This window comes from Mesorhizobium sp. M4B.F.Ca.ET.089.01.1.1 (genome assembly GCF_004022605.1).
Lineage (GTDB): Bacteria > Pseudomonadota > Alphaproteobacteria > Rhizobiales > Rhizobiaceae > Mesorhizobium > Mesorhizobium abyssinicae.
Genome location: NZ_RZOS01000149.1, coordinates 1 through 12,292 on the forward strand (window position 1 = coordinate 1; position 12,292 = coordinate 12,292).

At 63.8% G+C, this 12,292-nt stretch carries 12 protein-coding genes and 1 pseudogene; 1 reads left to right on the forward strand and 12 read right to left on the reverse strand.

All coding sequences use genetic code 11. The features are described 5' to 3' along the window. The 9 genes and pseudogenes from EN780_RS15995 to EN780_RS16035 form a co-directional block, all read right to left on the reverse strand. Nucleotides 1-115: pseudogene (locus EN780_RS15995) on the reverse strand (ABC transporter permease); the annotation flags it as partial. Beyond that, entirely contained in the window at nt 112-1,212 is a 1,101-nt protein-coding gene (locus EN780_RS16000; protein ID WP_128274676.1) for an ABC transporter permease, read from the reverse strand. The gene EN780_RS16000 and the pseudogene EN780_RS15995, both read right to left, overlap by 4 nt. Next, nucleotides 1,209-2,732, reverse strand: a complete 1,524-nt coding sequence (locus EN780_RS16005) for an ABC transporter ATP-binding protein (protein WP_128274677.1) — start codon at nt 2,730-2,732, stop codon at nt 1,209-1,211. The genes EN780_RS16000 and EN780_RS16005 overlap by 4 nt, the downstream gene beginning before the upstream one ends. Before the next feature lie 2 nt (nt 2,733-2,734). Then, on the reverse strand, nt 2,735-3,829 hold the full coding sequence (locus tag EN780_RS16010; RefSeq protein ID WP_189556580.1) for a BMP family ABC transporter substrate-binding protein: 1,095 nt from the start codon (nt 3,827-3,829) through the stop codon (nt 2,735-2,737). Nucleotides 3,830-3,855: 26 nt separating this feature from the next. Continuing rightward, on the reverse strand, nt 3,856-5,235 hold the full coding sequence (locus tag EN780_RS16015) for an amidohydrolase (RefSeq protein WP_128274679.1): 1,380 nt from the start codon (nt 5,233-5,235) through the stop codon (nt 3,856-3,858). A 1-nt stretch (nt 5,236) separates the two neighbouring features. Continuing rightward, a complete protein-coding gene (locus tag EN780_RS16020; protein WP_128274680.1) occupies nt 5,237-5,896 on the reverse strand; it encodes a glutathione S-transferase family protein in 660 nt (219 codons plus the stop codon). Beyond that, a complete protein-coding gene (locus tag EN780_RS16025; protein WP_128274681.1) occupies nt 5,893-6,738 on the reverse strand; it encodes an aromatic ring-hydroxylating dioxygenase subunit alpha in 846 nt (281 codons plus the stop codon). Before EN780_RS16025 ends, EN780_RS16020 begins: the two co-directional genes overlap by 4 nt. Then, nucleotides 6,735-7,385 carry a Rieske 2Fe-2S domain-containing protein gene (locus EN780_RS16030; RefSeq protein WP_128274682.1) on the reverse strand — a complete coding sequence of 217 codons (651 nt, stop codon included), beginning with the start codon at nt 7,383-7,385 and terminating at the stop codon, nt 6,735-6,737. Before EN780_RS16030 ends, EN780_RS16025 begins: the two co-directional genes overlap by 4 nt. Before the next feature lie 149 nt (nt 7,386-7,534). Next, a complete protein-coding gene (locus EN780_RS16035; RefSeq protein ID WP_128274684.1) occupies nt 7,535-7,804 on the reverse strand; it encodes an acylphosphatase in 270 nt (89 codons plus the stop codon). Between the two features lie 328 nt (nt 7,805-8,132). Here EN780_RS16035 and EN780_RS16040 point away from each other — a divergent pair, with 328 nt between their 5' ends. After that, nucleotides 8,133-8,357 carry a hypothetical protein gene (locus tag EN780_RS16040; RefSeq protein WP_127285434.1) on the forward strand — a complete coding sequence of 75 codons (225 nt, stop codon included), beginning with the start codon at nt 8,133-8,135 and terminating at the stop codon, nt 8,355-8,357. 320 nt (nt 8,358-8,677) lie between these two features. Here EN780_RS16040 and EN780_RS16045 read toward each other — a convergent pair whose 3' ends face one another. The 3 genes from EN780_RS16045 to EN780_RS16055 form a co-directional block, all read right to left on the reverse strand. Beyond that, nucleotides 8,678-9,688 (reverse strand): GlxA family transcriptional regulator, encoded by a 1,011-nt coding sequence (locus EN780_RS16045; RefSeq protein WP_127392473.1) that lies wholly within the window; start codon nt 9,686-9,688, stop codon nt 8,678-8,680. 199 nt (nt 9,689-9,887) lie between these two features. Continuing rightward, nucleotides 9,888-11,948, reverse strand: coding sequence for a response regulator (locus EN780_RS16050; RefSeq protein ID WP_128274683.1), 2,061 nt, complete (start codon nt 11,946-11,948; stop codon nt 9,888-9,890). Nucleotides 11,949-11,958: 10 nt separating this feature from the next. Continuing rightward, nucleotides 11,959-12,292, reverse strand: a 334-nt coding sequence (locus EN780_RS16055; RefSeq protein ID WP_133372625.1) for a response regulator, incomplete at its 5' end; no start/stop codon positions are given.

The window sequence follows — 12,292 nt, forward strand, 5'->3', positions numbered from 1 at the left end:
CGACGCCGAGATTGAGGACGCCGGCCCGCTCGGCCACCAGTTCGCCGAGCGCCGCCAGAAGGAACGGCGTGGCTGCCGCCAGCATCCCGGCGACGATGAACTCAACGGCGTTCATGAGGTGCTTCCGTGGGCGGCATGGCGCCAGACGAGCCGGTAGCGGACGAAGGCGATGGCGACGAGATAGGCAAGCAGCAGGCTGCCCTGGAAGACCCGGACCGCTGCGACCGGCAGATTTGCCGAGACCATGGCATTATCGCCACCGATATAGAGGGCCGCCATCAGCAGCGCGGAAAAGACGATGCCAACCGGGTGAAGGCCACCGAGATAGGCGACGATGATGGCGGCGTAGCCGTAACCGGTCGAGATGGAGCGCTGCAACTGGCCAAGCGGCCCGGCCACCTCGGCCGCTCCTGCGAGGCCTGCAGCGAAACCACCGATGAGCAGCGAAAGCCAGATCGCGCGCCCTTCGTTGAAGCCGGCGTATCCGGCCGCGTGCGGCGCGAGGCCGCCGACCTGCAGCTTGTAGCCAGCGAAACTCCTCTGCATGAAGACCCAGGCCGCGAGGGAGAATGCGAAGGCGACAAGCAGCGAGACGTTGACCCGGGTGCCGGGGATCAGGATCGGCACCATCGCGTCATACTGGAACATCACCGATTGCGGGAAGTTGAAGCCGGCCGGATCCTTCCAGGGGCCGAGAAGCAGATAGTTGAGCAATTGCGCGGCGACGAGCGCCAGCATGAGCGACACCAGAATCTCGTTTGCATTGAGCCTGACGCGCCAGAAGGCGGTGAGCGATGCCCACAGCGCGCCGCCCAGCGCGCCGATGACGAGCATGGAGGGCCAGATCCACTGGCCCGTCGCGGCTGGAAACCAGATTGGGATAGCCGATGCGAAGATCGCGCCGAGGATGAACTGGCCCTCGGCGCCGATGTTGAAGACCTTTGCGCGAAAGCCGATGGCAAGCCCCTGCGCGATGAGCAGGAGCGGCCCGGTCTTGAGCAGGACTTCCGAGAACGAGGCCCAGGACAGGAAGGGTTCAAGAAGCATCGCGTGGAAAACGGGTACGGGATCGCGGCCCATCAGCACGTAGAGCCCGAGATTGAGGAGCGTCGCCAGGCCGAGCGCCACGGGCGGGGCGACCAGCTTGACGGTAAGCGAGGCATGCTCCCGGCGAACCAGAACGGGAAGGAACGGCCTGGAGGAAGCGATCATGCAGGGACTTTCCTGGCCGTCGAATGGGCGCCGATCATGTAGCGGCCGATCTCCTCGGGTCTGGTGTCGCGCGTCACCAGCGGCGGGCTCAGCCGGCCCTGATGGATCACCTGGATCGAATCGCAGAGTTCGAACAGCTCCTCCAGTTCCTCCGAGATGACGAGGATGCCCACGCCTTCGTTGCGCAGGGCGACAAGGCGCCGGCGGATGGCGGCGGCCGCGCCGATATCCACACCCCAGGTCGGCTGCGCCACGAACAGCAATTTCGGCGACAGCATGATCTCGCGGCCGACGATGAACTTCTGCAGATTGCCGCCCGAGAGCGCGCCGGCCTCCGCTTCGGAACCGGGCGTGCGCACGTCGTATTGGCGGATGCAGTCGTCGGTGAAAGCCTTCGCCCGCGGCGTGTCGACGAGGCCGCGCTTGAGCAGGCCGAACGGATGGGCGGTCAGAAGGCTGTTGAGGACAAGGGACATTTCGGGCACCGCGCCGCGGCCGAGCCGTTCCTCCGGAACGAAAGCCAAGCCCAGCCGGCGCCGGGCCGCCGCATCGAGCGCGCCGACATCCTTTCCCATCATGAAGATACGGTCGGACTTTTCGCGCGGCAGCACCGTCTCGCCCGAGATCAGCGCTGCGAGTTCGCTCTGCCCGTTGCCCGATATGCCCGCGATGCCGAGGATCTCGCCGGCCCGCACCGTCAGGCTGACGTCGGAAAGCGGCACCGCGAAGGGATCGTCCGGCCGATGGTCGAGGCCGACGATCTCGAGGCACTTGTCGCCGCCGGAATGCGCGACCGCCGGCATGGGCTGCGGCATGTCGCGGCCGATCATCATGCGGGCGAGGTCGTGCGCGTCGTGGTCGCGCGGGTCCACATTGCCGGTGACGCGCCCGCCGCGCAGGATGGTCGCACGGTCGCAGACCGCGCGGATCTCCTCCAGCTTGTGCGAGATGAAGAGGATGGAAACGCCGCCGTCGCGCAGCCGCCGCAAGGTCTCGAACAGCCTGTCAACCGATTGCGGCGGCAGGACGGAGGTCGGTTCGTCGAGGATCAGAAGCTGGGGTTCGGTCATCAGGCAGCGGATGATCTCCACCCGCTGCCGCTCGCCGACCGAGAGCGCGTGCACATGGGCGAGCGGATCGACTTGAAGTCCGAAGTCGCGGCCGAGCGCGCGGATGCGTTGCGCCAGATCCGATTTGCTTGCGGGCACGACCAGGCGGATGTTTTCCACCACCGTCAGTGTCTCGAACAAGGAGAAATGCTGGAAGACCATGCCGATCCCCTTGCGCCTCGCATCCGCGGGGGAAGCGAGGGCCAGGGGTTCGCCTTTCCAGATCACCGTTCCAGCGTCGGGCTGCTCGACGCCGTAGATCAGCTTCATCAGGGTCGACTTGCCCGCTCCGTTTTCGCCAAGGATCGCGTGGATCGAGCGCGGAGCCACGTCCAGATCGATGTCTCGATTGGCATGGATCTGGCCGTAGCTCTTGGAGATGCCGCGCAGCGACAGGAGCGGGACGGTCATGGTCACTTGGGCAGCGGCGTGGTGACACCCTTGACGTGCCAGTCCATGGCCACGATCTCGGCCTCGGTCATCGTCTTGCCGGCGGGGACGCCCTCGCTGCCATCGGCCTTGGCGATCGGACCGGCAAAGGGCGAGAAGCTGCCGGCGGCGATCTTGGCTTCGACCTCCTTGATCCTGGTCATCATGTCGGCCGGGATGCCCGGGTTCCAGTCGACGACCTCGACAACCTTGTCGCCGACACCCAGGAAAGCGTTGGCGCCCTTGAAGTTGCCGGCGATGTGGGCGTCGACGGAGGCCTTGAAGAAGGGCGACCAGTCGGTCGCAACACAGCCGAGATAGGTTTTTGGCGCGTATTTCTTCATCGACGAGTTGAGGTTGAAGGCAGGGACGCCGGCCTCCTCGCAGGCCGAGATGACCGAGGGCGTGTCCTGCGCGTTGGAGAAGATCACGTCGCATTTCTGCGCCAGCAGCGCCTTGGCTGCCTCCTGCTCCTTGGCCGGGTCGAACCAGGAGTTCACCCATACGACCGAAACCTCGACATCGGGCTTCACCGCCTGCGCTCCGAGCGTGAACGCGTTGATCGAAGTGATCAGCTCGGGAATGGCGAAGGCGGAAACCGAGCCGAGCTTGCCGGTCTTCGAAAGCGCGGCCGCCGCCATGCCCATCAGGTAGGTGCCCTGGGAATATTGGGCCGCGAAGGGCGAGAAGTTCGGCGCCACCTGGAAACCGGAGGCATGCAGAACGGTGACGTCCGGATTGCGGCGCGCGATCTGCAGGGCGCCGTTCTGGTAGCCGAAGGAGCCGGCGATCAGGAACTTGTTCCCGTCGGCGACCGCCTTGTTCATGATCCGGTCGGCGTCGGGTCCTTCCTGTATGTTCTCGATGATGGTCACCTTCACCTTGTCGCCATAGGCCGCCTTCACCGGCTCGAGCCCGTCGGCAAGCGCCCGGCCCCAGCCAACATCGCCGACCGGCGACGGGACCACCAGCACGATGCCCAGAGGTTCGTCGGCTGCAAGCGCGCGGCCGCCCAGCGTTGCGACCAGCCCGGTGGCGGCCGCGCCCTTCATCAATGTTCTGCGGGTAAGATTTGTCAGCATGTCGGTTCCCCTTGTTTTGGTTGCTAGAATTCCACTGTCGCGAGCGCCGCCTCGGCTTGCGCGAAGAGCCGGGCCTCGTCGAGCCCCGGGAATTCGCCCTTGGCCCAGACGATGCGGCCGTTGATCATGGTCATGTCGGTCGGCGCGCCGATGCCGACCTTGGCCAGCAGGCTCAGCGGATCGTGCCTGGTGCCGACATAGTCCATGCGCCGCGTGTCGATGGCGAAAAGGTCGGCGGCCATGCCGGGCGCCAGCCTGCCGATGTCGCGGCGCCCGAGCAGCGCCGCGCCCCCGGTCGTCGCATAGCCGAGAAAATCGGCCGGCGGCGGAACCGGATGGCCGCGTGTCGATGCCGCCAGGCATTGCAGCATGTAGGCGGAATGGATGCAGTGCATCAGGTTGGAATTGTCGTTCGAGGCGGCACCGTCGCAGCCCAGCCCCACATTGAGCCCGAAGGCCGACATCGCCGGGATGTCGGTGATCTCGGCGCCGACGAGATAGACCGGCTCCGGGCAGTGCGCGACGCCGGTGCCGCTCGCGGCCATCTTGCGCAGCTCGTCGTGGGTCAGTTCCCAGCAATGGGCATAGAAGGCATCCGGCCCGCAGAAGCCGATCTCGGCGCAATAGTCCACCGTGCGCATGCCGTGACGGGCTTCGATAACCGGGCTTTCGCCCTCGCCGACATGGGCATGCATGCGCACCCCGCGGTCGCGCGCCAGCGCCACCGATTCCACGAAGGTCTCGCGATAGCAGTTGACCGGCTGGCAGGGCGCGACGACGAGCTGGCGCATGCTGAAAGGACCGGCGTCATGATAGGCGTCGATCAGCCGGGCACAGTCGGCGATGAACTCGTCCGTCGTTTCCAGCATGGCGTCGGGGATGGTCGAGCCTTGCGATTTCGGCAGCGTGTTGCCGCCGCGTCCGGCATGGAAGCGCATGCCGAGGAGTTCGGCCGCCTCGAACTGCCGGTCGATCAGCCGTTTGCCGGCATGCCGCGGAAAACAATACTGATGGTCGAATGCCGTCGTGCAGCCGTGCTTTATCAACTCGGCCATCGCGGTCACCGATGCGTGGTAGAAGCATTCCTCGGTCAGCCGCGAGAAAACGGGATAGATGCGGTCGAGCCATTCAATGACCGACAGCTTCGTCCAGTCCAGATCGGCGCGGTTGCGGACGAAGCACTGGAAGAAGTGGTGATGGGTGTTCACGAGGCCGGGATAGACGAACCAGCCGGAGGCGTCGCGCGCGACAGTACCGGCGGGCAGTTCCGCCTTGTCGAGGCCCTCGCCGATGGCCCGTATCGCCGGGCCGTGGGTCAGGACATCGACATTGCGCCGGACGTGAGGGCCGTTGCCCTCGTCGACGATGACCGCAGCGCAGTTCTTCAGCAAATAGCCCGCCACGTCAGGCCTCGCCGACTTCTGGGACGGGCTCGGGTTTCAACTCGTGCAGCCGGTGGATGCCCGGCATCTCGATGAAGCCATCGATGGCGCGGATCGCCCGCGACCAGAGCCGGATCGCGGGATAGGGATCGAGCGAAACGCCGCCGTCCGGCGCGAGCGCGACATAAGGAAAGCAGGCGACGTCGGCGATCGTCGGCCGATCCGACGCAAGGAAGCGCTGGCCGCGGATCTGCTGTTCGACAAGGCCAGCCTCCAGCTCCCGCAGGGCCGCTATCCCCTGCCCTTGGAGGACAGCGATATTGCCCGGACGCAGCAGCATCTCGTGCAGGCGCGCGGCTCCCAGGCTGGCGGTCAGCCGGTGCGAGAAGGAAAGCCATTGCTGGACGCGCGCCGCCTGCCCGGCCGTATCGTTGCCCAGCCATTGCGGCGCCGCCTTGGCGGCGAGGTAGACCAGCATGGCCGAGGATTCGGTCAGGACGAGATCGCCATCTTCCAGGATCGGGATCGAACCCGCCGGGTTCAGAGCCATGAGCTCAGGACCGCGATGCTCGACACCGGGATGGAAGTCGACAGGGCGGATGTCGAGCGTCACCCCGGTCAGCGCAGCCATGAGGCGCACCTTGTAGCAACTCGGCGAAAGCACGTAGTCGTAGAGCTTCATTGCGCCACCAGTTGCGCGCCGTAGGTGTAGCCATGGCGTTTCAGCCAGCGCCGGTAGGCAACCGAGGTGAGGTCCGCTCGCGTCGGGATCTCCATGCCGGGATCCAGCGGCAGCAGCCCCGGAATCTGGTTTTCGAGGATCGACCGGTCCTGGACGAAGATCGTCTGCTGGAAATGGATCAGGTCCGTCATCGGTGTGTCGTCGTCGAACAGCGCCATCCATGGCCAGACGTCGCACAGGTCCTCGGCAAGCGGCTGCACGAAAAGCGTGATGACGTCCCATTCACCCGGGCGCGGCGGGCATGTCTTGTAGAGGATCGAGCAGGTCGGCGCGGGCACGCGATACATGTATTCGGTGGTTATGCCGCCTTCCGCCGACTTGGCGGCCTGCGGCTGATAAAACTTCACCTGGGTCGCCCAAACCTCGTCTTCGTCCTCCCGGATCTCGACCTTGTAGTTCTGCACCTCGGTGTGCGGTTCGGCCCCCAATATGTCGGTGTGCACGAACGGAAAATGCGCGATGTCGAGGAAGTTCTCGACCGCGCGCAGCGGCGAGCAGCGCACACGCACCACCCCGACATCGACGAGCCGGCGGCCCGGCTGATCGGCCTCGGGGATCGCAAACAGCGGCTTTTGCGGGTCGCCGAGCGACGACCAGACATGGCCATAGCGGATGCAGGCCGGCAGGGCACGTCCGTTGGCGCCGGTGACCTTCGCGTTCCCATCTTCGCCGCGCCCCACCTCGATCGGCTCGCCCATGAGGGCCGTCTTGCGCCCGTGCGCATCAAGCTGGCCGGCAATGCCGACCGGATACCATTCGTCGATCATCGCGTTGCGGGTCATCGGGCGATCCCACCGTGCGCAATATCCTCGGCCGCCCGCCGCAGCGCCTCGGCGGCTCTCGATGCGGCGATACGCTCGGCCTGACTGCTGCCCTCGGCCACCAGAACATGCACCAGCGTGCGCGCTTTCCCTTGCGGAGCAAGCAGCAGGCGGATGGTCGGGGCATTCCCGGTGTAGTCGAGCAGGTCTCCGTCGGCCTTGGTGCCCGCGACCGCCTCCAGCGCCGCGATGTCCGCTTCCACCATCATCGAGCGCAGCGGAGCAAGGCCCTCGAACCGGGGCGGCCCGGCGGCGGGCTCGCCTACGGAAATCCATATGATGCCGCCGCCATCCTCGACGGGCTGCGTCGCGACACGGATCGTGTCCGGCGGCGTCAGTGCCGGATGGGCCGGAATGCGCAGGCAGTTTCCCGCCTGGGCATAGCCCCAGCCGTGGTAGATGCAGGACAGGGTCTCACCGCGCACGAAGCCATGGGAAAGCCGCATGCCGCGATGCGGGCATCTGTCGGCGAAGGCCGCCGCACGGCCGGAACGGCTTCGCCAAAGGGCAACCGGCCCGGCTGGGGATTGCGCCGGCATTACGGTTCCCGCCGGCAGGTCCGCGGAGAGGGCAACAGGCATCCATGAGCCGGTCGGATAGGGCGGCATGCATCAACTTTCAAACGACACCAGCATCTTCCCGAGCGCGGCTTCGCGGTCAAGGACATGCTAATAAGCCCGGTTACGTTTGCACAACATTTCCTCACTGGCAATAATGCCTAAAAAAGGTGCACGCCGCTTCGCAAGCGGCTGCAAACCTAGCCCGATTCGCTCTCGATCGGCGCCCGGCGGATGGCCTCGACCCAGACATCGATTGGTCCAAGGGAGCACCCCATCTCCATCATGTCGATGAGTTCGGCCGGACCGGCAATGTCGAGTTCGATCCGGTCGGGACCGGCAGCGCATATTGCCTGCGCGAGCCCGAGCTTGGCGGCATGACGCTCGATCCACGGAACAAACGATGCCGCCTCGACATCGCCGAGGATCGTCATGCGCTCCCGCGAAGAACGTAGAGTTTGCTCGCCCATCGAGACCTTCATGCTTCGTCCGCGACCGTCGCGGCGGGACAGGATACGACTGTTTCGACTGCTGCACAAAAGATACCGGAAGAAGGTGCCGAAAGGACGGGTTCGCAGAAGCGTTGCCACGCCATTTGCGGCTGCAGGGGGCTTCCAGGCGGGAAAGCTAGTGCTCCTGCCGGGCGCATATCAAACGACCTGACGATCCTAGCCAACGGCACCACCGGCTTCCCGGTTAAACGCGCCCCGCATTGTGACAAGCTGTCGCGCGCCGTGTCGGAACCAATCCAACCGGCACTGGTTTCGATCTTGAAGGGACCGCAACGCGAGCGGAAAGATGGTTGAAATTTACAGCTTGGAAATGGACAAGGCGAGGCAGCGTGCCGGCCGAGCGGAACTGGCCTTGGAACGGGCGGAAGAACTCCTGGATGGTGACGGCAACGTCGCCGTCAATTTGGCCCTGTGCTGCAGGATCAGAGGCGCGCAGCGGCGCGTGAGCGAGGCCAAGGCACGGCTGAGGAAGATTGAGTCCGCCAGAACGGAAAGACTTCGCACCGGTTGACCCTATCCTCCCTGGATTAGCAAATGTAACTGCGTGCGCGGCGGCGGGCGTGGTAGATTGGGATGTGCTGGAGTTCTCCTGGGAGGAGTCGTCCTTGAGTATCGCATCCAAGCTCGCCGCAATGTCGGCGGGGCTGCTCGCCAGGCGTGTAGCCGCCGCTCAACCCACTGCTGCCGTCAAACCCATCCGGTCGTCGCTCGCCGACGTTCCCCTCCGGCGCCAGCCTCTTCCGTTCAAGCCACGACCGCCGATCCGACCTTGCAGCAACATGTGACCTGAAGCCGTCACTCGCTGCACTGCAGCGCCTGATGGCATTGAGTCTATCTATCGACAAGGCTCGTGCCGCCGGCAACTGCCGATCTCAATTTGCTCGGCGGCATTCCAAATGTCTCCCGGAAAACCCTGGAGAAATGCGACGCGTTCTCGAAGCCGACTTCGATGGCGATGTCGAGCATCGGCACGCTGGTCTCGAGGAGAAGCTGCTTTGCCCGCTCGAGGCGCACCTTCTTGTAGACGAGCGCCGGGGAGGTTTTCGTCTTCTCCATGAACAAGCGTTCCAGCTGCCGTCGCGACAATCCAACCGATGCCGCGATCTCGGATATCGAGATTGTATTCTCGATATGGTTTTCCATCGCGATCAGCGCCGCCTGAAGCCGCGGATCGTTGCATTCGATCGAGAGCGGCCGGCGCGGCTGGATGTGCAAGGCCGGGCGCGCCTTGTCGATCTGCAGGACCTCGAGCGCGTTTCTCTCGGCGCGTTCGCTGATGTGACGCCTCACGATCGATGCGGCCATGTCCGCCGCGCTGCTGCCGCCGGCGCACGATCCCCTGGTCCGATCGAGGTTGAAGATGCGGTCCGACCTGACTTCGTGATCCGGGAAGCGCTGGCGGAATGCCTGGTAGTGCAGCCAGCTGACGCAGGTCCGGTGGAACTTCATCAGGCCGGCGTCCGCAAGCACGAAGGTCCCGGTGCAGACGCCGATCAACGGCACTTTGCTGGCGGCTGCCTTCTTGAGATAGCGAACGGTCTCGTCGTCGACCGGGAACTCGGTGTTCAACAGCCCGCCGACGACGACGATATAGTCGAACAGATTGGGGTCCACGAGATCCGATGTCGGCGCGACCTGCACGCCGCAGCTGGAGGTGATCAGGTGCCGAGTGCTGGCCAGAACCTGCCAATCGGCAAAGATGCGGCCCGACCGGTCCGCCTCGTCACTGGCCAGACGCAGCGTATCGACGAACAGGGCGAAGGCTGAAAGGGTGAACGAACGCGCGAGCACAAAGCCGATTTTCAGTCGGCTCACCTCGGCAATTCCGTTCGCGGATTTCATCGATCGTTTCCTTCGCTTCGGCCGCTTGCGGCTTCGAGCCTCGTCGCCAGCGTTGCTATCCTACCTGCAAAATTGTGGCCATGATGCCGGCGGAAAAGTCGCACTGATGCTCCATGAACGACATGACGACCTCAGGCTGAAGCTAGCGGGCCCCAACCGGTGTGGTGCACGAACCATAGCTGTGGACGCTGGCTTGCTATCAGCTGATCGCGTAAGCAGCGTTGACGCGCAGGATGTTCTCTATGAGGTCCTTTTCGCGAAAGGGCTTATTGACCAATGGAACATCCGGAGGGCGGTTTGCGATAGCGTCGGCGTCGGCATATCCCGTTATCATCACTGCTGGCCAATTCGAGCGCAGGTTGCGCGCAAAGCGAATTACTTCGACCCCGGACACGAGAGGCATGGCGAAATCCGTGACAATGACGTCGAAGTCGTGGGGTGTCCGTTCGATAATCGCCAGTGCTTCGGCACCACCTGCAGCACAGGTGACTGCGAAGCCGCGTTGCCGAAGAGATTCTGCTGTCAGTTGCCGCAGGCTGCTGCTGTCGTCGATCAAAAGCAGGGACGGAAGCGCCTTTTCAGCCTCGCCCATCACCGGCTCCGCGTCGAACTCGGCCGCATTATCTGCCGGCAACTCTGCCGAACGAGGCAACCAAAGCTCCATTGATGTCCCGCGGCCGACGGCGCTGATAATGCGGAGTGCACCACCGGATTGCTTCATGAAGCCGTCGACGGTGCTGAGGCCCAAGCCGGTCCCCTTGCCGAGCGGTTTTGTGGTGAAAAAGGGTTCGACGACCCTTGCCAGAACATCCGGGGGGATGCCTGCGCCGGTGTCCTTGACGGTGAGGACGACGTAGTCTCCCGCCGTCAAATCTTCCGATGCTGCTGTGATCGTCCGGTTCTGTGCGTGCACTGTAATTGTTCCCCCGGAGGCCATGGCATCGCGCGCATTGAAAACCAGGTTCATCAAAGCCAGCTCCAGTTGGCCGACGTCGACATGAGCGGGCCAAACAGAGTTGTCGACCATCCATTCAAACCGGATCAAGCCTCCCAGTACCGGTGCCACCAGCCCGTTCATCGTGTCCCCCAGCGCCGCAAGACGGACTGCGGCAGGCTTCAGGTTCTGTCGCCGAGAAAAGGCGAGCATGCGCGTGACAAGCTCAGCGCCTTGTTTGGCGGAGCGGCGGGTCAATTCAACGATCTGCTTCCCCTGATTGTCGAGCGTGGCATGCCGCTCGAGCAGACCTAGCCCGCTTAGAATCGCAGCGAGCAGGTTGTTGAAGTCGTGGGCCAGCCCTCCGGTGAGTTTTCCGATCGCGTCCAGGCGCTGAGTTTTGAGGAGCTGATTTTCGAGCTCACGGCGCTCTGTTATGTCGAGCAAGGTGCCAAGGATTTCGGGACGGCGCCCGTCGGCACCTTTCGACACGACGCCCTGGTCCAGAAAGATGCGATATTTGCCGTCGGCGCACTGCCAGCGGAACTCGCATGTGTAGGAGCCTGTTGCTTTTGCCGCCAGCAATGCTTCCCGCACTTTGGGCAAATCGTCCGGGTGCACCCGGCTCAGGCCAAAACGTGGATCGGATGTCAGTCGCTCGGGAGGAAATCCCGTCAGACGTTCGACACCTTTGGTGACAAAACGAACTGCAAAAGGCGGCTCGGCGGCCCTCGCGTGAAAGCAGACGGGCAATGATCCAAGAATGGCTTCCTGTCGCTCCTCCGCGGTGCGGAGCGATCGCTCGGCTTCAAGCTTCTGTTTTTCGGCCTGCAGGGCCTTCGCCAGCAGCGCCTGCTCGGCAATGGCATTTCGCTGGATTTCGAGCGTCTTCTCGTGGAGCTCGACAAATACGGCCACTTTGGATCGCAGCATGACCGGGTCGAATGGCTTGAACACATAGTCTACCGCGCCGGCGTCGTAACCGCGCAGCATATGAGCGTCTTCCTTGTTGATGGCCGTGAGGAAGATGAGAGGCGTTCGCTTGGACTGCTCGCGTTGGCGGATCAACGCGGCTGTTTCATAACCGTCGAGACCCGGCATCAGAACGTCCAGCAGGATAACGGCGAAATCCTCCTTCAACAGGCAGCGCAGCGCCTCTTCACCGGATTGCACCGTGACGACCTCCGCCAGCGGAGAGAGGAGTTCGTCAATCGCCAACAGATTTCGTTCGTCATCATCGACGGCGAGGATGCGTGCTTTGGCAGGGCTGTCGGTCGGCTGCACGATTTCCACTTTTTTCGAACGGATAGGCGACAGCTTTTGCATCGGGCACCTGTCAGTTCACGGACATGAGCAGATTTTGCGAGGTCTCGACCCTCGCTCTGGAACGACCGATCCAGACCCGGAGCAACGCCATGAGAAGGTCGAGATCGACGGGCTTTGCTATGTAGTCGGACGCGCCGGCTTCCAGGCACTTCTGCCGATCGCCTTTCATTGCCTTTGCCGTGACCGATATCAGTGGAATGTGGGCTATGGCGGGCGTATTGCGGATTCTCCTCATCGTCTCGTAGCCGTCCATCTCGGGCATCATGATATCGATCAAGGCTGCGTCGACGTCGGAGTTCTCCTCCAGCAACGCAATCCCGTCGCGGCCCCGCTCGGCATGGAGA